We start from the raw sequence: 24649 nt of genomic DNA, 5'->3' as shown, positions 1-24649 counted from the left end.
GCATCCCTTATTTAATATTCTGCCCGATTCGCAGGATTTTCGCCACCGCAAAAGCTGCGTCCCTTATGAGATCGCGCCCATTGGCCATGGCCTCATCCAGGCTGATGGGCCCGCTTACCATGCTTAAGGCTGCATCGATCCCATGGTCATAGACCGCTTCAAAGTCGTCTCCCAGGCCGCCTGCGATGGCGATCACGGGGACGCCATAGCGCCTGGCGACAGCAGCGACCCCTATGGGCGTCTTGCCATAAACGCTCTGGAAATCCATGCGTCCCTCGCCCGTTATAACGACATCCGCGCGCCTCATATGCTCCTCCAACCTTACCGCATCAACGACAATATTCACCCCGGGCCTGAGCGCGGCTCCAAGAAAGGCAACCAGCCCGGCCCCCAGCCCGCCTGCAGCGCCAGCTCCCGGGAGCTCCGCAACCCGCTTTCCGAGATCCCTCTCAATGACCCTTGCATAATGAGCAAGGGCCTTATCGAGTTCCTCCACCATCTCGGGGGTCGCGCCCTTCTGGGGGCCGTAAACGGCGGAGGCACCCCTCGGCCCTATCAGCGGGTTATCAACGTCGCACGCTACGACTACCTCGACCCCACCATCCCGCACACGCTGGTCCATCCCCGAGATATCAATTCGCTCGATCCGTGCGAGCTCGCGCCCGCCAAAACCGATAGGTCGCCCCTCTGCATCGAGGAGGCGCGCTCCGAGCGCCTGGGCCATCCCAGCTCCCCCATCGTTTGTAGCGCTCCCGCCAATGCCTATGATTACCCGCCTGCACCCGCGATCCAAGGCGGCCTGAATCAACTCGCCCGTCCCATAGGTCGTGGTGATTAGGGGATTCCGCTTATCCGGTGGCACAAGGGGGAGGCCCGACGCTGCCGCCATCTCGATCACGGCTGTCTCCCCATCACCCATCAGCCCCCAGAATGCCCGCGTGCGCTCGCCCAGAGGCCCCGTGACATCCGCCCCTATGACCTCGCCCCCCGTGGCATCCACGAGCGACTGGACCGTCCCCTCGCCCCCATCCGCCATCGGGACCTTGATCACCGTAGCGTCCGGCATTGCCTTCTTTATGCCTTCCTCGATGGCCAGGCAGGCCTCAAGAGCCGACATGCTCCCCTTGAATGAATCAGGTGCAATAATTACTACCATGTATTAATGAGCCCTCCAAACCTCCCCGGCATCTCCCTGCAGATATATCCCTAATAATCTAATAATCGCGATGAACTTGTTTAAAGATTGCAAATCCGCCTATCATATTCGCCCATCATATGGCATAATCCTTCATCCGTAAGATTGATTTTTAGTCACCCCCCCCCATCGCTCAACCGCTCAACCTCTTACCTCTCCCCCGTATTATCCCCCGTCCCCGCGATCACCATTACAGGACAAGAGGCATACTCTATCACGCGTTCGGTCACGCTTCCGATACGGATCCTTCGTGGCCCGCGCCTTCCAACCCGGCCTATGATGATCATGGTAGCATCCCTCTCCCTCGCTTCCTCAACTATCTCGAGATAGGGTATACCCCTCCGGATAACCTTCTTAATCCCTACGCCTCCGCTAGAACATACCTTCTCGGCAAGGGCTAAGTTTCTCATGCCGTCAGCTTCGAGCTTCTTTTCCACGTCCCTCATACCAGGGGTTTCAAGGCGTGATAGCTGCCGCACCACATCCTCATCTATCACGCTTACTGCAATTATCTCGCCGCCCCCGAATTTTCTTGTGGACCAGGCCGCCACCTCCAGGGCATGAAAGGATGAACCGGAACCGTCCACAGGAACAACTACAACATCAAATAGCGAGCGCATCCTGAGCCCCTTCCTTTCTACTCTCTCCCCTGGTCTTCGCGAGCTTCATAGCGTAGAGTTCCTCCCGTTCTCGTTCCTCAAGAGTTTCACGGATAAACGCTAGAGTCTCTTCATACTGGGGGATAAATACGTTTTCAAGAGCATTTATCCTCTTCTCGAGGTGCGCAACCTCCCTGGCAAGACGCATCACCGAGGTTACTGTCTCCGTCATTTCTATAACCGTTCTGAGCGCCTCCTTGAAGGCGAGCCGGCTCTCATCAAGCCCGGCAGATGTTCCGAGAAAACTATAGTCCAGGGGCCTCTCGTTGTCAGTATAATCTAGCTCGGGAACGGCCACGCCCATAATACTCCGTTGCCTGACTGTTACGGAGACGGCCCTCCTGACGGTAAGAGATGTTCGCCTCACGGCCTCCGTGCCCATGGTAAGATTTGCCCGCCTAAGGGCAGAAAAAGCCGTCTCGAGCTTCTCCCGCGCTTCTTTCTGGATTGCAGAGGCGTCCTCTAGAAGGCGCATTACCTCCATAAGAAGCACATCCCTTTTCTGCTTGAGGAGTTCGTGTCCCTGGGATACGAGATCAAGCTCCCTCTTGATCTTCAAAAGATTGCTCCTTGTAGGGGGGACATGCAGCTTTGCCACCTTATTTCACCTTACCCCATAAAAAGCATCAGGAGTCCCCGAGGTATCTCGTGATCTGCTCCTTGCTTACACGGTGTAGTTCCTCCCGGGGTAGCTCACTGAGCATCTCCCACGCAAGACTTAAGGTCGCCTCCATCTCGCGATTCTCATCATGACCCTGCCCAAGGAATCTCCTCTCAAAGTCCTCCCCGAATTTGAGGTAGGCCCGGTCAACCTCTGATAGCTCTTCTTCTCCTATTACTGAAGCTAGCGCCCGTGTGGACTTTACATGAGAATAAGCCGCATAGAGTTGACTTGCCACATTTGGATGATCCTCCCTCGTGAGCCCCTCCCCTATCCCATCCTTCATCAAACGAGAAAGGGATGGCAACACATCTATCGGAGGATATATCCCCTTATTGTGAAGTTCACGCCCCAATACAATCTGCCCTTCTGTTATATACCCTGTCAGATCCGGCACAGGGTGGTTAATGTCATCGTTAGGCATGGTCAAAACCGGGAGCTGCGTGATGGAGCCCGGCCTGCCGGCGATCCTCCCGGCCCGCTCATATATTGATGCAAGATCGCTGTAAAGATAGCCGGGATAGCCCTTCCTGCTCGGAAGCTCGCCGCGCACGCTGGATATTTCCCTCAGAGCCTCGGCGTAATTTGTCATGTCCGTTAGGACTACGAGCACATGCATACCTTCCTCAAATGCAAGAAATTCCGCCAGGGTAAGAGCCGATCTGGGCGTTACTAGGCGCTCGATCGGGGGATCATCCGCGAGGTTTAAAAACATCGCAGTGTTTCGCAGGGCGCCGCTCTCTTCGAGGCTTCTCCGGAAAAACTCCGCGGTATCATGCTTGACGCCCATCGCCGCAAATACGATGGCAAATTCCCCGCTTTCATCCTTAACCCTGGCCTGCCGCGTAATCTGAGCCACAAGTGCATCATGAGGTAGTCCTGACCCAGAGAATACCGGAAGCTTCTGGCCCCTTACCAGGGTATTCATGCCGTCGATAGCGGAAATCCCGGTCTGGATATAGTCACGGGGGTATTCACGGGCTGTGGGATTGATGGCCGACCCATCTACATCGCGCAAGTCCCGGGCAATCGGAGGAGGCCCGCCGTCGAGGGGCCGCGCCAGATAATCAAATACCCTTCCAAGCATATCTCTTGAGACAGGTATGCGGAGCGGATAGCCCGTGAACCTGACGCGCGTATTCCCGGGAATGAGGCCGGATGTCCCCTCAAATACCTGCACAACGGCGGCCTTCTCCATCACCTCGAGGACCCTGCCGAGCCGGTTTTCCCCGCCAGGCTCTATAATCTCTACCATCTCGTCCTGCCCCACGCCCAGAACCCTCTCCACAACCAGGATCGGGCCGAAGAGCTTGGAAACCCCAAGATATTCCCTCTCTCCTATCATCTCTTCTACCACAATGGATCACCAGCCTATTTCACTGTTAAATCCTGCGCCGCTACTGCCGGTATTCCTCCAGGAGGTTGTCAAACTCCCCATCCATTTCCTTTTGCAGCTCATCAATCTTCTCCAACTGGTCATTTCCAATTTCAGATTTCATCCGCATAATCCTGGGAATTGTGCGAAATTCCGTTATCTTGATGAGGGGAATGCCATCCCCCAGGAGTTCGCGTGCCCTCTCATAGAAATGGAGTATGATATCAAGCATCCTGGCCTGCCTCTCCCTCGAGCAGAAGCTATCCACATCATCGAGGGCGTTTTGCTGGAGGAACCCCTCTTTGAGCATGAGGGCCACCCTCAAAACGAGCCTCTGATCATCGGGAAGTGCATCCGGGCCTACAAGACGGGCGATTTGCTGGAGCCTGTCTTCGTCCTGGAGTAGCCGCATGGCCTGGTCGCGTCGCTTGCGCCAGGACGAGCCCCCGTCCCCTGTAGTAGTGCCCTGGTCGTGGTCCCACACGAGTTCATCCAGGTATTCGCTATAACTCTCTAACCAGTTGATCGCCGGGTAATGACGAGCATTGGCCAGCTCCTTGTCGAGGGCCCAGAAACATCTTACAAACCTCTTCGTGTGCTGGGTTACCGGCTCAGAGAAGTCCCCTCCCGGCGGCGAGACCGCCCCTATGATGCTTACAGAGCCGGCCCTACCCGAAAGGGTCGTAACGAGCCCCCCGCGCTCATAGAACTCGGCAAGGCGCGAAGCGAGATAAGATGGAAAACCCTCCTCAGCAGGCATCTCCTCGAGCCTTCCCGAGATCTCGCGCAATGCCTCGGCCCACCTTGATGTGGAATCCGCCATGACAGCTACGTGGTAGCCCATATCCCTGAAGTATTCCGCAATCGTTATACCCGTATATATACTTGCCTCTCGGGCGGCTACAGGCATGTTTGACGTATTTGCGATCAGTATGGTCCGCTCCATCAGGGATTTGCCGGTCCGGGGATCGATGAGCCTGGGGAAGTCTGTAAGCACCTCCGTCATTTCATTGCCCCGTTCCCCACAGCCGATATAAATAATGAGGTCTGCGTCAGACCACTTCGCCAGCTGGTGCTGCATGCTAGTCTTTCCAGTCCCGAACCCTCCGGGGATTGCGGCAACCCCGCCCTTCGCAAGCGGAAAGAAACTATCTATGACCCGCTGGCCGGTTAGAAGGGGGTTGGCGGGATTACGCCTTTCGAGGTATGGGCGCTTCTTACGAACCGGCCAGCGAGTCATAAGAGAGATGTCAACCCTGGTTGAACCGGTGTCAACCCTTACGATTGAATCATTTATAGGGTACTCACCGTCACCCGTAGCAAATATCACCCGGCCAGCCACTCCCGGGGGTATCATAATGCGATGCTCAATAGAAGAAGTCTCCTGAACGGTTGCTATTACAGTCCCCCCGGATACCTCATCCCCCTCCCTGACTAAGATGGCAACGGGCCATTTCTTCTCCGGGGGCAGCGAGGGAACGTCAATCCCTCGCGTCACAAATGCGCCATATTGCCCGCGGATGAGCTGGAGGGGCCGCTCGACGCCGTCAAAGATCTGCCCTACTAGCCCAGGACCAAGCTCGACCGAGAGCAACTCTCCTGTCCCGAAAATCTCGAGCCCTGGCCTAAGGCCTTCTGTATTCTCATAAACCTGGATGATGGCGGTGTTCCCTTCCAGGCGTATGATCTCTCCCATAAGGCGCTGCGGTCCCACCCGGACGAGCTCGAGCATCCGCGCGTCCGTCACACCCTTCGCGGCAACAATAGGACCGCTCACCCTGCTTATCGTCCCTATCACCTTCAAGTTATCCAGCGCCAATGCTTTCACCCCATATCTTGAACGCCCGTCCCAACGCCCGCCTCAGCGCCCGTCCCGGCGTCACCAAACAGCATCTGGGCCACCCTGAACCTGAGCACGGGCAGGTCGCGTTCAAGCCTGCGTTCAAAGGAGTTATCAAAGATCATGTGACCCTCCTCGCTTGCCACGATGCACCCACCCGAGATCGGCCTATCGCACACCTGGATGGAAAGGGATACCCCCGGGCGACCTGCCTCCTCAAGCTCGCGAATTATCCTCTGTAAAAAATCACCTGTGATCATGGTGAGGTCGCTCTCTCGCATGTAGATTGTCAATCTCCTGCCTGAAATCCCAGTCGCGGCCTCCAGGATGAGGCGTTTCAGGACGTCGGGATAGACATCCTGCTGTGTCATGCCCTCAAGCTTTCCCCGCACCTTGTCGAACACTTCATTAATAAGCCCTTCCTTGAATATCAGCGACTCTCTATGGCTTCTAAGTTCCGCCGCGGACAATATCTGCGTCCTGACAGCCTTTGCCTTCTCCGAGGCAGCCTTCAGCCTGTCTTGGTATAGGGCTTCGGCCTCCCGTCTTGCCTTTTCGAGAATCGCTTCCTTTTCTCTCAGGGCATCTTCGATCTTTGCCTGTGCCTGCTTACGTGCCTCTTCATATATGGCATCGACTAACAGCATTTTGCATCATCCTCAAATCCCAAGAATCCTGCGTACCTTACATGAGAGGTCCTCGTCATTGTCATTGATAGGGCCATGCCTGTCAGGTATCTCCATTATAACCGGCATAAGCTTCTTATGGCTGGATTCTATCCGCTCCCGCATCTTCGCGGCCCATTGTTTCGTAATGAGGATAACGCCCGTGTCCGGAGCTCGCAGGGCTTCATCCATGGCAGAGTCAGCCTCTTCAATAGTATTCACATGCCGCCCCTCGACCCCGGCGAGGCGAAAACCCGTGACGGTATCCCTATCGCCTATCACAATAATCCTCATAATACGTGGTTCCCCCTATATCCGCGAGAGGATCATAATCGAAATTATCAACCCATATATGGCGATTCCTTCAGCAAGCCCAACAATGATGAGGGCCCGGCCAAAGGACTCCGGACGCTCGCTTATAGCCCCAAGCGCTGCAGCGCCCGCCACACCCACGGCATAGCCTGCGCCCAGCGTGGAAAGACCTGTAGCAAGTGCTGCCCCGATGAGGCCAAGCCCTGATGTAGAGGCTCCCACCCCTCCGCCGGCCGCAAGGGCGCGCCCGGGGAGAAGAATGTTCTTGGCTATGAAAAGGGTCACCGCGAAAAGCGCTACTGTACCGCACATCATAATGACCGCGAAAAGCCTTTGCCTCCCCTTTATGCCACCTCTCATTCCTTCCTCATGGGCTCCCCCGGATGGAGTCGCATCATCTTCCTCATACGGCCCCCTGCTATATGGCTCCCCACTCATGAATACCTTCCTATCTGACTCTGACCTCTTATCCCCCGTCTTCATGCAGATTCCACTCCTCTCCTGTTCTCTAATCCATTCTCCATATCCAGGTCCAGGCACCAGGGCTTATATGGCACCCCGTCGCCGTGCAGGAACTTCGAAAAGAACTCGTAGAATTCAAGCCTGAGACACTGAATTCCGACTATCATCCCTTCGAGGGCTATGACCCCAATGTTACCTAAGATAATAACAACAGCGCTCAAAATAGGGCCGCCGGGCGCCCCTGCGGCCGCCCTCGCAATAGTATAGATCGCAATACCAAGGGCTCCATGCGCTATAGCAAAGGCCGGAAGCCTCACGAAGGAGATGCTATTCGTGATATGCCTCAGGAATATATCAAAGGCTCCGAGAAGAGAACCAAATATGCCGGAGTCTCCCTGTGCCTCAGCATTCTCTCGCTCTGGATCCGCGGCACCCCCAAATATATAGCGTCCCAAAGGCTCCCTCAGGATGAGAACCGCAAGGAGCACCAGGCTGACTCCTATACCGATTTGCGCAATACGTAAGGCATGCGACGAAAGAAGTGCATAAACCACCCCAAGCATGGTAAGGTAGAATGCTGAACTCACTACGCCAAATTCACCGAAAACCGCCTCTTTAGGCTCTCTGGCCCTGAAACTGTTCACCAGGTTAATGCCAAGCCCCAGGATATTCTGGATGATCCCATAGAAAATCCCCACTACGAGAAATGAGGTGATATTCTCAATAGGTCTCTCCCAGAGGGCGGGCATGAGTCCTTCTCGGCCAAAGACACTTCCATAAAGGAGTCCGAATATGCTTGCGGAGGCGCCACACGCCATAAGAAAGCCTGCCGCGCCGGAAAGGCTCCTCAGCCTCGCAGGCGGGCTCTTTAAGAGAAATGCACCAATAGCTGCGATGATAATTCCTTGACCGAGGTCCCCAAACATGAATCCAAACATGAAGACGTAAGTGACGGCTAAAATCACCGTCGGGTCGAGTTCCCCATACCGGGGGTAGCCATAGGTTGTAGTCAGGGCCTCAAACGGCATGAGAAAACGGGCATGCCTCAGGAGGGTTGGCACTCTTACCTCAGGCTCGCGCGTCCCATCCGGGGGGACCGGTTCAGATTCGAATACCAGCCTTCCACCCGTGACCATTTCGATTTCGCGTCTTACCGATTCCACTTCACCTGTGGGGATGAATCCTGTCAGAAGCGCCGTTCCTTCTGTGCCCTTGAAATGTGTATAGAATTCCAGGATGGATCTATTAAACTTGACACGATGTAAGTATTCTAGCAGTGGCTTCCGCCACCGGAGGGCAAGCGCCATAAGGCGCTTCCTTTCACCCTCCATATCTGATTCGATTGCAGATATGTCGTTCTCGAGACCCCTCAGGATCTCCTCCGGGGTCCCTGCTGCATCAACCCCCAATTCGATGGGGCTAAAGTAGGCACCTTTGAGAGCGGCCTGGAGCTTTGGCCAAAGCTCCTTGAGCGTCACAGCTATTATGAAAACCTCGTCCCGTGCATATGGGCAGGAAACTACAATATTTGGCATCTCCCTGAGGCTCTCCTCGAGTCGCGCCAGGTTTTCACGCGGGATGCGGCCCATCGCCACAGAGATGAAGCGCAAATCTTTAAGCACGCCCAGGTTAACGTCCAGAGACTGAATATGCAGCATCTCCTGGCGCATGAGCTCCTTACGCTCTTTCTCCTCTACGAGACGACGCATCCTATCGGTAACGGCGCGGACTGCGGGTTCGATCTCGCCCAGGAATTTATCCGCCTCGCCTGCGACCCTGGCCGGGTCGAATGAACTTGATGTAGATGTATATGTATAATGATGCCCCGTATCTTGAGGTATCGGGTCGAACTCCCCGAACTCCTGCAATATTGCATTCAGCCTTCTTTCGAGAACGGCCAGAAGCGCCAGCCTGTTGTTATCGTTTATTATGGGCCTCAGCTTAAAAGGCGCACCAAGGTCCCTTATCTCCGCTATATGAAGCGCCTTCCTCCGCGAAAGCCTAACCGCTACGGAAGCAAGATCCATCTTGGAGACCAGTATCTGGACAAAACTCATTTCTGCAGGCATCAACATGCTACTCAGAGCCCTCCGCCATCTCACGGTGAATAAGAAAGGGAACCATCTCGTCATCTGTCATACCATAGCGCTTACCTTCCAGCACGGTGATGATCTCATCCAGCTCAAGGCGCTTAATCACAAGGTATCCCAAAATCATACCCAAGGAGAATGGGTACCGCGTTATCGCCGCCCGAGCCCTCCGCCACAGGCGCCGCCTCAAAAGAACATCGAGTCGAACGAGATCGAGCTTCTCGCCCCGGCGGGAACGTTCCACTAAAGCCCTGTAGCCTGGCGGGAGAATAGAAGCGATATCCTGTACACCATCTGCCTTTGCCACATTCCAGAGCACTTCATCGTTGAGCTCATACCCCCCGGGTGCGATATAATTAAAGATTTCCTCAGGTTCGAGGGCAAAGTTTAGTTTGTAGCGCAGCACCCAGAGGAGGTTTCTATTGTCTATTTCCGGGCCGAGGGTGCTCAAGAGCGATCCGCGATCGTAATCGCAAAGCTTTCTAACGGCATGGAGCAACCTGCGGAAGTAATATAGATCAAGGGCAACCTCCACCCCGAAGAGCGTCCCTTCAGAGCGGTAGCGTTCCATTGCACTAGTTAGGACGCCGCCATAAGGCGAACCCCGCAGGGCTTCAGCAAGGCCCGTAATACTTGCCGATTCGACTAGGTCATCAGCGCCTATCCTCCCGAGGGGCCCGAGATCGAAAAGGGAATCACGAAGGCCCTTGGGATCTTCCCAGCCCTCAATCGCGGCGAAGACAGTCTTCATATTCGTAATCTCGTAGCGAGACATAATAAGTTTCAGCATATGCCGGTGGGATCTCCCCAGGAAATGCCAGATGTTGATAGCATCATCGATCAGGCTCTGCCTCAGGGCATGCTCCACCGCACGGAAGACCCTTCCAACTCTCGGGACCCGCCCAATCACGCCTCCGTAAGCCGTTCGTTCGAGAAGCGAAAACGCAGCCGATAGGTCTTCGCTTCTCGCGAGCATATCCACACCCTGCGGCCCGATAAGCTTTCCCATCAACCCCCTGGCTACAGCACAGGGGGCCGCAAGCTCGTTAATACTAAATCGCATAGCTCTTATGCTATTCCCTCTCTCTCGAGTACCATCTCGAGTACCATATGAACGGCGGCATCCAGCCTCTCCCGGGCCACGGCCCGGATAGCGGCATTCTCCTGGGATACCTCCTCCAACAGGCGCCGGGCCATTTCCTCCGCTTCCCGGTGTGCATCATCGAGAAGTTTTCGGGTTTCGCAATCCGCTCTCTCTGAGGCACGCAGGAGAATAGCCCGGGCTTCCTCCCTGGCCTGCTTTACTATGGCCTCGCCCTCCGCCAAAGCCTCCTCAAGAAGCCTCTTTGCATTTTCCTCAGCCTGCAGCACCTGGGTTAAAGCTTCGGTCGTGGCCATCGAATATCCCCCCGCACGCTTAACTGCTCAACTATAACTCCACCGCTTCAGTCTACAGCGTAAACATGATATATGTTTGATAAGGACGTGAGGAGAATTTGTTGGGAGTGTGAAAAATCTGTGATGACCATGATGACCATGATGGCTATTATGATGGCTATAATGGAGCTCCCGAATCTATGAGGCCAGCAGGCTTTCCCGCAGGCGGGCAGGCGATCGGGCGATTAACAAATCCGACAAAAGGTGCTATATTTATTTTCAGGTGATAGGATGTGATAGCCCAATCCAGGATACTGATAGTCGATGATGATCCGTATATAAGGGAGTTGCTGGAGATCTACCTTCGGAGGGAAGGGTTTGAGGTCCAGAGCGTAGGAGATGGAGAAGCTGCCCTTTCCCTTGCGTCAAGAGCGAAACCCGATCTTGTGATACTGGATATTATGCTCCCCGGGATTTCGGGCTGGGATATCTGCCGGAAGCTGCGGAGCGAAAGCAATATCCCCATCATACTCCTTACGGCCAAAAGCGAGAAGTTGGATAAGATCAAAGGCTTTGAGCTTGGAACCGATGATTACGTCACAAAGCCCTTTGATGCAGATGAACTTGTGGAGCGCGTCAAGGCTCTTCTCAGGAGAACAAGGCCTCCCCGCTCCGAGGAGAATGATGAAATAGTTCACGCGCGCCTTTATCTCAATAAGGCCGCCCGCCGCGTAGAAGTAAATGGTCGTGCAATTGCCCTGTCCCCCAAGGAATTCGATCTCCTCTGGTATATGGCAAACAACCCGGATAGGGTCTTCTCACGGAATGAACTCCTGGAGAGGGTATGGGGGTATGATTACCTCGGAGGCGTTAGAACCGTGGATACCCATATAAAGCAACTCCGCCAGAAGATAGAAGAAAGGCCGGATGCCCCCTGCTATTTACACACCATCTGGGGGGTCGGCTATAAATTCACGGTCCCCAAGTGACGAGCCGGCTTACAACTGGGGCTTCAGGTCGGGTATCACAGTAGCCCTTCCAGTGCCAGTGCCAGTTCCAGGGAGTGATAACAATTTAGAAATGATTAATTCCGTCTTCATAAAGCTCCTTAAAAATCACCTGGCGGTCATCCTCGTCACCCTGGCAGGCCTCGGGCTCTTGCTGTCTTATTCTTTCGAAGGCTTCTACCTGGACATGAAGGCAAAGGATTTTGCCGCCCAGGCAAGCCTTATAGCACACAGGGTTGGGCCCCTGCTTAAAAGCGGAAACCTGGATGGGGTTACCAATCACCTCAACGAGAGCGACTATCTCGTTGTAGGTGGAAAGGTATGGGTTGTTGATAATAAGGGACTCATCCGCACAAGCTCTAACAGGGACAGGCACCTCGTAGGCTCTCGCCTCGGTCCCAGAGAGGTCGGTAAGGTGCTCTCTGGACATGCCGTCTTTCATAAAGGTGACTTCCCTTACCTTAAGGAATCTGTGCTATCCGTCGGAGTCCCGGTTAAAGAAAAAGGACGCGTGATTGGAGCGGTATTCATATACGCCCCAGTCGCAGGGGTGACTGCGCGGCTCGGACGGGTCAGGGGCGTAATTCTCAAAGCATCCCTGATTGCAGTTTGTCTAGCAATGTTCTTTGCATCTACATTGTCGCGACATCTCGTCAAGAGGCTCAGGGAGCTTAATATTGCAGCTTTCGAGATGGCCTCCGGGCATTTTGATCGAAGGATCAAGGCAAAGGCGCCAGATGAGATCGGGGACCTCGCTGAGACATTTAATTTCCTCATGGAGAGGCTCAAGGCAAGCATGGAGGCGCTCCGCCAGGAAAAGGACAAACGAGACTACCTCCTCCAGAGCATGAGCGAAGGTGTTATTGCCATCGACAGGGATGCCAGGATTATCCTGGCTAATCCAGTAGCAAGACGCCTCTTTAAAATTGAAGAAACCCCTGAGGAGGTTCAGAAGGTTGAGAGCGAATACCCTGGTGGGACCCCCGGGTGGCGCAGGGCGCTTGAGCGGAGTCTCCAAACGGGGGAACGGACCTCCCTCGAGTTCCGCCTGGATAACGGGAATGTAGTCATGGCACGAGTAGCCCCTGTGACGACCGGTTGCGGGGAGACCATAGGCTCGGTAGGCATCTTTCAGGACATAAGTGAGCGACGGAAACTTGAGCAAATCCAGCGAGATTTTGTGGCGAATGCATCTCATGAGCTCAAAACGCCGCTTACGACCATCCGGGGGTTCGCAAAGATGCTTCTCGACAAGGTGGTCGTATCGGGAAAAGCTCAGGAGAAATATCTTAAAATAATTGTGGATGAATGCAACCGCCTGGCGAGGCTCACAGATCAACTCCTCGACCTCTCGAAGATCGACGCGAATCGCCTCGAGCTCGAGAGGAGACCAGTAAACGCTGGCGAAGTCGTGAGAAGGACCGTGCAGACCATGGCATCCAAATTCCTCGAGGCCCACGTTGCCCTGCACGTTTGCACGCCCGGCGATGCCGGATTCATTATGGGTGATGAGGAAAGGCTCGAGCAGGTCCTACTAAACCTTCTCACAAATGCCCTGGAGTTTACCCCGGCGGGCGGGGAGGTATTCGTTGAGACCTCCTGCGAGCCAGGAAGGATCATTCTGACAGTGCGCGATACAGGATTCGGCATTCCCCCGGAAGAAATCGATAGGATCTGGGAGCGATTCTACCGGGTCCACGGGGTCCCCAGCCGGTCATCCTCAGGGACAGGTCTTGGACTCGCAATAGTAAAGGAAATAGTGAAGGCCCACGGCGGGGATGTAGGGGTGAGGAGCGAGCCGGGAAAGGGTTCCGCTTTCTGGGTGGGGCTCCCCGCCCTCGATATGGATCTGGATCATGGTAAAAGCCTGTAGATCCCAGCGAAGGCCCGCCCCTTGATAACCCCTTGATAAGAAGAAACCGGCATTCCTGTCTCTGATCAGCAAGTCTATCAGCAAGCCTGTCAGCAAGCCTTGAATTACACATACAATAGGAGTTATACTTGAATTACAATTACTTAAGGCTGGGACTTAATTACTCAAGGCTAGGACCTTGGGCGTTCAAAGGCCGGGGATAGGGTTTGAAGGGCTATGGGATAGGGCCTGAATGATCAACAGCTTCCATAGTGTTAAGCACTTGGAACTTTTCGTTTATATCTTCGTTATGCAATATTGAAGGGCCGATGAGGCCCATTCGCGAATGGGTGGTCGAGCATGATTCGCACAGAAGCGCTAGCTACCGCGCGGTACCGCGAGGATGATATCCAGGCATTCGAGAGCCTCGTGCGACGTTACGATAAACAGCTTTACAATATCGCTCTCCGGATGACTGGCAATTCCGAGGAGGCCAAGGACCTGGTCCAAGAGGCTCTGGTGCGCGCCTACAGATCCTTTGGCGCTTTCAAGCTCGGTACGTCCTTCGAAAGATGGCTATATCGAATTGCAACAAATCTATTCCTCGATAGGCTCCGTAAGGCTGGACGTTTCCAGGTGGAGTCCATCGATGATCCTATAACCACGCCGAATGGGGAAATCGAGCGTGAGTTGCCAGATTGGTCGACCAATCCCGAGGCAGTTGCCATGAATAACGAGCTTCATAACAAGATCCAGGAAGCGCTCATGGCTTTGCCTCCTGAATACAGGATGGCAGTTATACTTGCAGATGTCCATGGATTCTCCTATGAGGAGATCAGCGGCATCTTGAAATGTTCGATCGGGACCGTAAGGTCCAGAATTCATAGGGGACGCAGGATCCTCAGGGATAAGCTCCGGCCCTACCTGGCCTCGGCGTAAGTCGGTGTAGGTCAGCGTAAGCGCGTAGGCGTAACCGCGTGAGCAGTTACGTAAGTAGGCACGTCAGTGAGTAAGAAGGTTAAACGCGCGAGCGCTGAGAGGCCGGGAGCCAGGGTTATCGACCAAGGGTCGCCGCTCGTCCCCGGTGGTGATGATAGATGAATTGTGAGAGGGTTTCGAGTTTGCTTTCAGCATATATTGATAGAGAGGTTACCGCGGATGAGGAACGAGCCATCAGGCTTCATCTTGCGGACTGCGAGGAATGCACCCGCGAATACGAAAGCCTGAAAACCGCAAAAAGCCTGGCGGGATCGCTTCCATCGCTGGATATACCCGCGGAACTCTGGCCGGAGCTCCGGTCAAGGCTCGAGGGGGAGGCCGGGCCGTCCAGGCGGGACTCTGGTAGGGCCCCAGGTAGGATTCCCAGTAAGATATTCAAATGTCCACCGCTTCGCGTCCTGGCTCCATTCGGGATAGCGGCGGGCCTGGCGGCGCTTTTTATAATCTTCCCGTTGCTCACATTGCTCACACCGCCGGGCCAGGAGCAACCAGGCCACCAACCAGGCCACGGCACGCCCGGTCAGCAGATCCTGGTTGACCAATATCTTAGAGAGCATATAGCATGGGAACATACGAGGCCGTTTTCAAATGATGTGGCCTTGACATACATGCTTACCTCACCCCGGGTGGCTGCACCTGAGGCCCGGTTGCTCTCAAATGACGCCCCGAGTATGGACGCGAATACGGATTCATATACAAGTATAAATCGCGGGGCCTATGAAGCCTACAATGATCTTGCGATCCAGGGCGACAGGTGGACAGGAGATCTGATGGTGGGACCATGATGGAGGTTCAGCCAGGGCGACATACCCTTATCGCTACCCTTATTATAGCTCTGCTCCTTGTCGTGGCTCTATTTTGCATCGTAATCCTGTCGTTCCCCGCGCCCGGCGGAGCAACTGCCGCCCCGGCGCCATCCCCGCGCGATCTCGTAAAGCGCTCCATGGAGGACGGGCCTTCCGTATCCTATGAAGGGACCCAGGTGGTGGTCTACTGGTTCGCAGGGGGGAGCACGGCCTGCTTAACGAGGATAGTCCACAGCAGGCCAAACTTCACGCGGATCGAGTACCTCCCATCCGCAGGCCAGAGCTACAGGGTCGTCGTGAGCGACGGGAGATTCACATGGCGCTACGAGCCTTCCCTGCGCGTGGTCTTCCGGAGTCCGTGTCCCCCATCAGGGCCAAACAGAGAGGATGCAGATGGGCCCGGGAAATCAGGACCAGCAGGAGACGATGATTTCGATCTCCTGGAGCGAAATTACAGGTTCACGTTGCTGGGGATGGATTATGTCGCTGGAAGGCAAACATATGTTATAGGGATCATCCCAAGGCGCGAGGGGAACCCGGCGAAAAAAATATGGGTGGACTCGCAGTACCCGCTGATCCTGAGGTCGGAGGATTATAACTCTGATGGAGCGTTATACGTGCTTTCCTATTTCCTACGTATAAAGTTGCTCAAGAAGATACCCGATGAAATCTTCCAGTTCAGGATTCCAAGGGGCGTCAAGGTCATACCCCAACCCGGCGAGGAAGGCGTCCTGCCCGTCGAGAGGCTGAAGGGGCTGGTTAGCTTCAATATCTCGCTCCCGGGGGAAGTGCCGCCCGGCTATGTCTTGAAGGGCGGGCGGTTGACAGACCTGGATTCAGAGATTAAAGGGGTCCACTTATTATATACCGATGGCCTGAACACTATATCGTTCTTTGAAAGACCCCTTCCTCCCGGCACCAGCACAGGCGCGAGCACGAGCGCGGGCCCTGGAGCCACGGACAGGGCCAAGGTGATCCCGGGGGGAGCTCGCGAGCTCAAGGTGAACGGGGTGCCAGCCCAGTTGAGCAACAGGAACGACGCCAAGGTTCTCCACTGGGAGGTCCGGGGCTATAGCTTCGCGCTGATAGGGGATGTAAGTGATGAGACTTTGATGAGGATAGCGGGGTCTGTTAGCGCGCCCAGTCCTGAAAAGGAGGGGAATGTGGCGAGCGGCGACGAGCAAAAGGTTTTTGAGGGACCAATCTGGAGATTTCTCATGGGAATCTTCATATTTCGGGATTGAATTGGAGAATCTGAAGTGGAAAAGTGGGAAATAATGGTTGAGGATCAAAACCAAAAATCCTGGAACTTTTTACGTCGTGAGCCGTTATTAAAACATGACAGATGAACGAAACAGGTGAACGAAAGGGAAACAAAGGATGACAGACAGATGAAAGGTGATATGAACAGGGGATATGATAAGAGATTGAGAGAGCTTCTATGAAAAGGAGGCGTACAGGCAGGATGAACTTTAAAGAGCTAAAGAAACACTACCTGCCCTATGTGGCAGTGGCAGTGATAAGCGCATTGATCAGCTCGTTTGTGGTCATACAGTATGCTCAGAACAGGCCACTTTACGCAAGCGAGAACGGGGCCCCTCAAGCGGCCCAGCCGGTCCAGGTAGCGGTGGCGGGCCCCATGGCGACAGCCGCGAGAGCGCTTGGTGAGAATACCATCGCCGACGTGGCGGAGCGGGTATCCAAAGCTGTTGTAAACATCGATACTAAGAGGGTCGTAAAGGTAACGATGTCGGATTTCCCATTCTTCGACGACCCGTTCTTCCGGCAGTTTTTCCAGGTCCCGGATAGCAGGCCTAGGACCGTGCCGGCCCAGGGCTCCGGGTTCATAATCAGGTCGGACGGCTACATCCTGACCAATAAGCATGTGATAGAAAAGGCAAAGGAGATCAAGGTCACGCTCGGCGACGGCCGGGAGTTCGACGGCAAGGTGGTCGGCGCTGACCCGCTTTACGACTTCGCGGTTGTCAAGATCAACGCCAGGAACCTGCCCACTGTGACGCTTGGCGATTCCGACAAGATCCGGCCGGGCGACTGGGCAATCGCCATCGGTAACCCTCTCGGCCTCCAGCACACAGTCACGGCCGGGATTATAAGCGGGCTGGCGCGTTCGCTCGAGGACCCGCGGGAAACCGGCAGCTATATCCAGACGGACGCGGCCATCAATCCGGGCAACAGTGGAGGTCCACTAGTTAACATCCGCGGCGAGGTCGTAGGGATCAACACGGCAATCATCCCCTCAGCGCAGGGTATCGGCTTTGCGATCCCGATCAACCAACCCAAGGCCGTGATCGATGATTTGATAAATAAGGGTAAAGTGACAAGGCCATGGGTCGGGATCACCATGCAGGAGCTTACTAAAGAGCTGGCGGACTACTTCGGCCTCCCAGATACGCAGGGGGTCGTAGTGACAGATGTGGTTCCCGGCAGCCCTGCCGAAAAACATGGTCTCCAGCGCGGCGACGTCTTGAAGGAAGTCGACTACAAGAAGATCACCAGCGCAAAGCAGGTCCAGGACCTGGTCCGCACAAAGCGAATAGGAGACAAAGTGCTCTTCCGGGTCTGGAGAGATGGTGGGTATAGATATGTGACCGTGGTAATCGGCGAAATGCCGACCTCCCTGCCAAGCTCGGAGTCTCAGAACGAATAAAGAAGCATCCCCTCTCTACCCCCCTGATGATGTAGTCCGGGCCAGGCCAGGCGGCCTGCTTCCAGGCGGCCTGCCAGAGGGTGGCACTACAGGGGCGAGGGTACCAGGGATGACATAGACTTCTTCCCCCTTCTTCGAGCGCGGAGGGCGAGCACCCCCCTCAAGCTTGAGCCCTTCCGCCAATAATATAGGGCGGCTACATAGCCGCCCTCTTTTTTATTCTCTGTTCTTTGTCCTTTCTATTTCACGTCAAACCCTGTAGCCCCGGTATCAGGGAAGGAGATCAACCTCTATTCGACGAAGGGGTCAAAAATGCCTCTCTTCTAACGGAATCAAGGGCCCCCACCAATCTAACCATCCCTTACCCGACCCTCTTCTGGTAGGCTCTCCCTGAGGCCACTATAATCCCGGCCGCAGAAGTAGTTCAGCCATGAGGATGTGCGGTAAAGTTGCCAGTTACATGGGGAAATATAGTTCCCTGCCAGCTTCTTCTCCTGGGGAGCGCCCTTGAACCTCCCGTAGATTGCAACATAGATACATCTCTGCTTTCCGGGGTAGACCTCGCACCATCCTTCGTAGCTTCCTCCACATGGACCATTCCTCTGTTGCTTGGGACACTTGGACATCGGACAGATATAGGCGAGGTCGTGAAGAGCGCAATCCCCGCAAAATCGACACTCATTGGTGAGAGTCTTGATGAAATACTCCAGGAGAGTAAAGGCACCCTTAAATGAGGACCTATCTATGAGCCTCGCTATCCCCTTCGCGAGAGGGAAAAACGGGGCTTCGGGGTCGAAAACGAGCCTATGAACCAAAACAAGAAGCCAGTAAGATATAGGCCTCCCTCTCCGGCTTCTGTTCCCACTGTTCCTGCGATTCATACTCTCGTAACCTGCCCTATTTACCGACCTGTCAGCATTTAGGGGACTCACAGGTCCCCTTTCAAAGAAGTAGAAACCTTCCCTTTGAGGAAAGTCGAATTCCGGTAGAAAATCCTCCCAGCGTGGACTTAACTCCTCTCCATTTTCGATTATGTACACCACATCCTCGTAGCTTAGCCCCTGACCGCTTACGTTCACTCCCTTAAACCCCAAGCCTTTCATCACAGCATATAGCTTGGCGGACCTGAGAAGCTGTTTTCCCTTGAAACCCCCGGAGGAGCTCTCCTCCTCCAGGATTTTTAACAACTCATCGGTGACGACGCAACCCGGTATGGCATTCCGGTTCATCAGCCTTGCGGCCCCCAAGGTGAGGACATAGATATTCCCGATCACCGGGACCTTAAATCCGTTTAACCTTACATACCGGAGGAGCTCGTCAAACTTCCTTGCGTCATAACCTAACTGGCTAATTATGAACCGAACGCCGCTCTTGACCTTCTGGTGTAGCTTGTAGTACTGAGTCATCACCTCAGCCTCAGTCTGCTTAAAGGGGGAGACCACAGCACCGGGGAAGAACTTGGTGGCTTTGAGGGTCATTCGGCCTTTATAGGCTGGTATGTCATTCCCAGCGTTCAAACGCGCTATCAACCTGAGGGCCTGCACCGCATCAAGGTCAAAAACGGGCTTGGGGCCACCCATATATCCTTCAGAGGGGTAATCACCCGTCATCACCAGGAGGTTCTCGACGCCTGACCTCGCGAGGGCATAAAGCTCACTCTCGATGTCGTTCCTGTTCTTATCCTTGCAAGTGAAGTGAATTATAGGGTCGACCCCGTACTTCATGGCCTCCACTGCGAGGCCGCACGCTAGGATCGCGGGCTTCCCCCCGGGGTTGTCAGTTATGGTAATCCCATTTATCCGGTGATCCTTGGCAGCCTTCTCAGCCATCGTAAGAACCCGCTGCTGGGATTCCTCCCATGCTCCCCTTCCCGGTACGAGCTCCCAAGTTACGGAAAACGCATCGGGATCTAAAATAGCTTCGCGAAAGGACAACTTCCTGCACGGACCCTGATTTTTCCCGTCCCCTATTATGCCTTCCATTATGCTTTCCCCCATCATACTTTCTCTCTCGTCCTATAGCATCTGCCATTTCGTAAGGCGACAGAGGGGAAATAGGAGCAATTTTCAATTATAGTATAAGAAGGGGCTTCCAGGAAGTCAAGAAAGCACGGTAAGGACCGGTCCGGCGATGAAGTCCATTGACGAAATTAAAGGCCCCGTTAAACCTAAACCGGATAGATGGTCTGGCCAGTGCGCAGAATTTCTCGGAGCAATGACGGTGGCGTTTTCATGTCCACAGGCGCAAACGGATGTGGTTCAATAGAAGGTTCCAGTTTCTCAAAAATAATTGTCCGATATAATCGTTTCCGATCCTCCCAGGGGTTCTGCCCAAATGCAGGGGAAATGACCGCGATGTCAATATCACTTTCCGGTTGCGGGGTCCCTTTCGCATAAGAACCAAATAAAATGACCCGCTCAACTGGTAGAGTCTTCTGAAGCGCTTTCACAAATTCGTCAACAATCGCCCGCTATTTCAGCTTTTGATTTAGGCATGCGAGCATCTCCTTTGTTCTTTCAAAAAGCGCGCGAAATCTTGCGGGCGGATTTTCTTGCAATAATCTCCTCCGATCACTGGGGTAGCGACTCTCTAGTTGAAAAGGCATAATCTCCGCAAAGAACTCCTTCATTTCCGTATTTAACTCTGCTTCCCTCAGGCCCTTCCGAGCTAACAGCAAAAGATTATGGGTCTTTAGGGGAATTTCCTCCGTCCTCTCGGTGATCAACGCTTTCAACATTTTTTCGATACTTAAGTGACAGAAAAAAGCGGATTCCAAATATCTCTCCTTATTCCAGGAGCGCCTCAGCCGTCACCAAGCTTTCGTAAGCCCTCATCAATCCAATATTTTGCATGGAGTTTCACCGCTCGCCCCCCTTCACTCACCAAACTTTATTTCTATTATACCAGATCTAGAAAAATATGGAAGGGGGTTGAGGCATAGCACGAGAGCACAAGGCTACCATATTGTGTCAATAATATCGCGAAAATTTTCTTCTTTGGTCTTGCAAAAAAAATATATTCGTGTTATGATTGATTACGCAAGATAGCCATGGTCATTGGGTTGACCTTGTGCTAGCTCCAGTGACCATCATCTAGTGCTCCATCTCAAACGAAGTACTAGGAGATCGCTCGAAAACCCTCACAGCCTTCATATGTTGTAGCCATCCTTAGGAATTGTCCCAATATATTGTGGGATGTAGCCCCTTCGATAGGGTTTCCAAGCATATTCCTAGCCTCAGTAATGGGGGTGATGCAATGAAAAATGAGAAACCCCTGGGCCTATACGAAAAGCCCCTTCATAACCCAGATACAAATCCAGACCATACTTTACCACAAGATGCTAAGGTACATATTCAAAATAACCCTCAAAATAACCCTCTACAGCAACTGAGAGAAGTATTTATAGAGCTTGAGGGGTCCCAAAGACAATTGGGTTCGTTCATTTTGGAAAACTCTCATCATGTTCACCGTCTATCAATTTCCGAACTATCACGGCAAAGTGGTGTGAGCGAAACAACAGTCGTGCGCCTCTGCCGCACCCTCGGATTTAACGGCTATAAAGAATTTCGTTTGACTATGGCTGAAGCAGTCTCTTCCCTTCGAGGACAACTCGTAGTTGGTTCAGATGTTCCTCTCAACTTGAGCAAGGACGACGATACATCGACGATTGCGAAAAAGGTTATACAAGACAATATAGACGTACTGACCGAGCTGGCCAAGATACTTAATGAGCAAGATATCGAACGGGCTGCGGACGCTATCGTATCCTGTCACATAATGCAGATTTACGGAGTGGGCAGCTCTGCAGGTATCGCCCTGGATGCCTGTCAAAGATTTATACGGGCGGGTGTATCTTGTACTCCACTGTTGGACCCGCACATGCAGATAGCTGCGGCTCTCCAATTAACACCTAAAGATGTCGCATTTGGCATCTCCTATTCGGGTTCGTCACGGGAAACAGTCGACGCGCTTAGTGCAGCCCGGTCTGCTGGCGCAACTACTATTTGCATGACAACCTTCCCTAATTCTCGGATTACAAAGGAAGCAAACATCCAGCTAATAACTCCGGCAGCGACCGTTCCAATTCCCAGGGAGACTGTAGCTTCGCGAATTGCGCAGCTTGCAGTGATTGATATCCTATGTGTTCTCACCATAACCCGCAAATCTCGCGATTTGGCTAAATATATTAACCACCTTGAGGATGCGCTCACAAATAAGCGCTACTGAAACTACTATTGCTGCGAGATCTAGAGATCCATATCGAGGCGCTTGATAAAAAAGCTGTTCGGGAGGTGATTCTAGAATAGAAAAACAGTGGGGTCAGGTCAGACTGTGGAAACCCATTATAACAAAACAGTTAGGAGGTAGGTACCTATGAGCACACGAAGACAATTTACACATCTTGGAGCAATCTTATTAGTATTTGCGCTATGCTTGCTCGTGGCGGGAACGACTTTTGCGACACAAAAGAAGGTTATCACATTCTGGTCATGGAGTCCTGTGAAATCCACCACTGATAAAATGGTCGCTGCTTTCGAGAGTACCCATCCAGATATTGAGGTCAAAGCCACGATTTATAACTACCCTGACTACTTGATGGCGCTAAAGAGCGCCGCCGCATCCGGAAGTCTTCCTGACATAGTCGGACTAGAGCCGGGGGCCATGGTGCAAGAGTATCAGAAATTCCTGATTCCATTGCAGTCTTACGCTAAGAAATCCTGGGGGGCAGACTGGCAGAGCAAGTTCTACCCCATTGGGATCGAACAAGCTCGATTGGGAAACGTCGCAAGCGACCCGAACTTCTACATGTTGCCGATGGAACTCCAGACCACGAATTTGTGGTACAATCGGCCGATGTTCGAAAAGTACGGCCTCGAACCTCCGAAAACCTGGGAAGAGTTAAGGAAAGTAGCAGCGGTTTTGAACAAGAATCGTATCGCCCCGATGTTGCAAGGGGGCGCTGATGGATGGCAAAATATCGACGTTTATATGATGATCGCCCAGCAAACCGCGCCCGGGGTTATCTACAAGGCCGAATTGGGGCAAGCCTCATTTGCTGATCCCGGTCTGGTGAATGCGATGAAAATCTGGAAATCGCTCTTTGACGAAAAAATCATTCAACCTGGTGCGCTCGGACTTCACGTCTATCCAAATGCTGCAACTCTATTTGAAAGTGGCAAGGGTGGCATGATTAGCCTTGGTTCCTGGCACATGCAGGTTGCAAAGTTCACCCCGCCTATTGAATTGGCGAAAGGTATGGAAGGCTTTGGAGCATTCCTCTTTCCGGACGTCACCGGTGATGGAAAGCCGTCAAATCCCCTCGGTGGTATCGACATTGGCCTTGGTATAACTACTAATGCCACCGATAAAGAACTGGCCTGGGAGGTCGTGAAGGACTTTATCGCGGGCCAGGGTATCCAGGCAGCCATAAATGATTTTAACGATCTACCGGCTGTGAAGGGTGTAGTACCGAAGACGTTCACAAGCGAGCATGAGAAGGATCTATGGAATTTGTTCACAAAAGAATGGTTACCGAAGGTTACCGCCCGCCAGCTAAGGTCGCCGCAAGTTCGTCAGGGCTTGATGGATGCCCTCGCTGCCGTAGCGTCAGGCCAAAAGACTCCGGAAAAGGCGATGGAAGACCTCCAAAATACAGTTAAGGGCAAGTAAACCAGGCTTGGACCTGGCTTTATTTCAGTGTGCGGCGGGATTTTCCCGCCGCACGTTCAAAGAAGGTGTGTAAGTTATGTCATCCAAAAATGCTTTACCCAGATTGCTCAGTCCGGCAGCCCCGCTCCTTTGGCGAAATCTCGAAGTAAGCTCCTTCATTTTGCCGACGGTGGTTCTTTTTACGCTATTCGTGCTTTATCCAAGTGTTTACCTCGTATATGCGAGCTTTTTCAAATGGTCCGGCGTCGGCGACATGCATTTCGTTGGACTTCGCAACTATATTCAGGTCTTTGCAAACGACTGAATCTTTCGCGTAGCCGTCAAAAATGAGTTCTTTTGGGCCGTGCTGACGATTTTCCCGCAAATGTTCCTGGGCTTCATCCTGGCGCTCTTTTTGAACGAACCTCTTCGTGGACGCAATATTTATCGTGCAATCATCTACATGCCGGCGATCATTTCCCCGGTCGTTATTGGCGTGGTTTGGCAAAACATCTATGACCCGTATATGGGCGTTTTAGCTAATACTCTACGCAATATAAGGCTGGAATCTTTAATCCGGCCGTGGCTGGCTGACCCTAAACTTGCAATATTTTCGATAATCGTGGTTAATATATGGCAATGGACCGGCTGGTCTATGTTGATGTACCTGGCGGGTTTGCAGTCGATTTCCAAAGAGATTTTTGAGGCAGCCACGATTGACGGGGCTTCAGCCTGGCAACGTACGCTGCACATCACCTGGCCGATGTTATCATCTACTCATTTGACGCTTATTCTCCTGGGTGTAATCGGAACATTACAGACGTTTGCCATAGTGTATGTTTTAACCCAGGGTGGACCGAACCACGCGTCGGAGTTGTTGACAACACATATTTTTACTCAAGCGTTTACCCTACGCAACATGGGATATGCGAGTACGGTATCAGTAATATTATTAGTATTGGGCATAACGCTAAGTGTGTTACAACTTAAGTTCTTCCGGTCAGGTGTGTACTCGAGAGGAGAATAACGGAA

General features: G+C 53.3%; 24 protein-coding genes. 10 read left to right on the top strand and 14 right to left on the bottom strand.

The window, feature by feature from the left end:
• Positions 1-7: 7 nt before the first annotated feature.
• The 11 genes from HPY71_09990 to HPY71_09940 form a co-directional block, all read right to left on the bottom strand.
• On the bottom strand, positions 8-1156 hold the full coding sequence (locus tag HPY71_09990) for a glycerate kinase (GenBank protein ID NPV53838.1): 1149 nt from the start codon (positions 1154-1156) through the stop codon (positions 8-10).
• Between the two features lie 188 nt (positions 1157-1344).
• Positions 1345-1815 carry a universal stress protein gene (locus HPY71_09985; GenBank protein NPV53837.1) on the bottom strand — a complete coding sequence of 157 codons (471 nt, stop codon included), beginning with the start codon at positions 1813-1815 and terminating at the stop codon, positions 1345-1347.
• A complete protein-coding gene (locus HPY71_09980) occupies positions 1799-2413 on the bottom strand; it encodes a V-type ATP synthase subunit D (GenBank protein ID NPV53836.1) in 615 nt (204 codons plus the stop codon). Before HPY71_09980 ends, HPY71_09985 begins: the two co-directional genes overlap by 17 nt.
• Positions 2414-2480: 67 nt before the next feature.
• On the bottom strand, positions 2481-3860 hold the full coding sequence (locus HPY71_09975; protein NPV53835.1) for a V-type ATP synthase subunit B: 1380 nt from the start codon (positions 3858-3860) through the stop codon (positions 2481-2483).
• 52 nt (positions 3861-3912) lie between these two features.
• Entirely contained in the window at positions 3913-5685 is a 1773-nt protein-coding gene (locus tag HPY71_09970; GenBank protein ID NPV53834.1) for a V-type ATP synthase subunit A, read from the bottom strand.
• 29 nt (positions 5686-5714) lie between these two features.
• Positions 5715-6377, bottom strand: coding sequence for a hypothetical protein (locus tag HPY71_09965; GenBank protein ID NPV53833.1), 663 nt, complete (start codon positions 6375-6377; stop codon positions 5715-5717).
• A gap of 12 nt (positions 6378-6389) precedes the next feature.
• The gene (locus tag HPY71_09960) at positions 6390-6689 is read right to left on the bottom strand and encodes a V-type ATP synthase subunit F (GenBank protein NPV53832.1); all 300 of its coding nucleotides are present in this window, start codon (positions 6687-6689) and stop codon (positions 6390-6392) included.
• 15 nt (positions 6690-6704) lie between these two features.
• Positions 6705-7067 carry an ATPase gene (locus tag HPY71_09955; protein NPV53831.1) on the bottom strand — a complete coding sequence of 121 codons (363 nt, stop codon included), beginning with the start codon at positions 7065-7067 and terminating at the stop codon, positions 6705-6707.
• A gap of 119 nt (positions 7068-7186) precedes the next feature.
• Positions 7187-9271, bottom strand: coding sequence for a hypothetical protein (locus HPY71_09950; GenBank protein NPV53830.1), 2085 nt, complete (start codon positions 9269-9271; stop codon positions 7187-7189).
• A complete protein-coding gene (locus HPY71_09945) occupies positions 9246-10322 on the bottom strand; it encodes a V-type ATPase subunit (GenBank protein NPV53829.1) in 1077 nt (358 codons plus the stop codon). Before HPY71_09945 ends, HPY71_09950 begins: the two co-directional genes overlap by 26 nt.
• A gap of 5 nt (positions 10323-10327) precedes the next feature.
• Positions 10328-10657, bottom strand: a complete 330-nt coding sequence (locus HPY71_09940) for a hypothetical protein (GenBank protein NPV53828.1) — start codon at positions 10655-10657, stop codon at positions 10328-10330.
• 272 nt (positions 10658-10929) lie between these two features.
• Here HPY71_09940 and HPY71_09935 point away from each other — a divergent pair, with 272 nt between their 5' ends.
• From HPY71_09935 to HPY71_09910, 6 genes are all read left to right on the top strand, one after another.
• Entirely contained in the window at positions 10930-11625 is a 696-nt protein-coding gene (locus HPY71_09935) for a response regulator transcription factor (protein NPV53827.1), read from the top strand.
• A 91-nt stretch (positions 11626-11716) separates the two neighbouring features.
• Positions 11717-13516 (top strand): HAMP domain-containing protein, encoded by a 1800-nt coding sequence (locus HPY71_09930; protein ID NPV53826.1) that lies wholly within the window; start codon positions 11717-11719, stop codon positions 13514-13516.
• Positions 13517-13855: 339 nt separating this feature from the next.
• Positions 13856-14434: a sigma-70 family RNA polymerase sigma factor gene (locus HPY71_09925; GenBank protein NPV53825.1), complete on the top strand. Its 579-nt coding sequence runs from the start codon at positions 13856-13858 to the stop codon at positions 14432-14434.
• Between the two features lie 158 nt (positions 14435-14592).
• Complete coding sequence (locus tag HPY71_09920) at positions 14593-15279, top strand: hypothetical protein (protein ID NPV53824.1); 687 nt, start codon at positions 14593-14595, stop codon at positions 15277-15279.
• Positions 15249-16544, top strand: a complete 1296-nt coding sequence (locus HPY71_09915; protein NPV53823.1) for a DUF4367 domain-containing protein — start codon at positions 15249-15251, stop codon at positions 16542-16544. Before HPY71_09920 ends, HPY71_09915 begins: the two co-directional genes overlap by 31 nt.
• A 221-nt stretch (positions 16545-16765) precedes the next feature.
• Positions 16766-17968: a PDZ domain-containing protein gene (locus tag HPY71_09910; GenBank protein NPV53822.1), complete on the top strand. Its 1203-nt coding sequence runs from the start codon at positions 16766-16768 to the stop codon at positions 17966-17968.
• Positions 17969-18318: 350 nt separating this feature from the next.
• On the opposite strand, the gene HPY71_09905 is transcribed toward HPY71_09910, so the two are convergent.
• The 3 genes from HPY71_09905 to HPY71_09895 all read right to left on the bottom strand — a co-directional run bounded on the left by HPY71_09905 (position 18319) and on the right by HPY71_09895 (position 20744).
• The gene (locus HPY71_09905; GenBank protein ID NPV53821.1) at positions 18319-19950 is read right to left on the bottom strand and encodes a methylenetetrahydrofolate reductase; all 1632 of its coding nucleotides are present in this window, start codon (positions 19948-19950) and stop codon (positions 18319-18321) included.
• A 185-nt stretch (positions 19951-20135) separates the two neighbouring features.
• Complete coding sequence (locus HPY71_09900; GenBank protein ID NPV53820.1) at positions 20136-20417, bottom strand: nucleotidyltransferase domain-containing protein; 282 nt, start codon at positions 20415-20417, stop codon at positions 20136-20138.
• 21 nt (positions 20418-20438) lie between these two features.
• Entirely contained in the window at positions 20439-20744 is a 306-nt protein-coding gene (locus tag HPY71_09895; protein ID NPV53819.1) for a HEPN domain-containing protein, read from the bottom strand.
• 479 nt (positions 20745-21223) lie between these two features.
• On the opposite strand from HPY71_09895, the gene HPY71_09890 reads away from it, so the two are divergent.
• From HPY71_09890 to HPY71_09875, 4 genes are all read left to right on the top strand, one after another.
• On the top strand, positions 21224-22195 hold the full coding sequence (locus HPY71_09890; protein NPV53818.1) for a MurR/RpiR family transcriptional regulator: 972 nt from the start codon (positions 21224-21226) through the stop codon (positions 22193-22195).
• A gap of 147 nt (positions 22196-22342) precedes the next feature.
• Positions 22343-23638, top strand: coding sequence for an extracellular solute-binding protein (locus HPY71_09885; GenBank protein NPV53817.1), 1296 nt, complete (start codon positions 22343-22345; stop codon positions 23636-23638).
• Between the two features lie 76 nt (positions 23639-23714).
• Positions 23715-23942, top strand: a complete 228-nt coding sequence (locus HPY71_09880; GenBank protein ID NPV53816.1) for a sugar ABC transporter permease — start codon at positions 23715-23717, stop codon at positions 23940-23942.
• 39 nt (positions 23943-23981) lie between these two features.
• Positions 23982-24644, top strand: a complete 663-nt coding sequence (locus HPY71_09875) for a sugar ABC transporter permease (protein NPV53815.1) — start codon at positions 23982-23984, stop codon at positions 24642-24644.
• Positions 24645-24649: the final 5 nt, after the last annotated feature.

The sequence above is a fragment of the Bacillota bacterium genome, assembly GCA_013178125.1.
GTDB lineage: Bacteria > Bacillota > SHA-98 > Ch115 > JABLXJ01 > JABLXL01.
The sequence above is the reverse complement of the archived record's forward strand: the minus strand, read 5'-3'. Positions and strand labels throughout refer to the sequence as shown.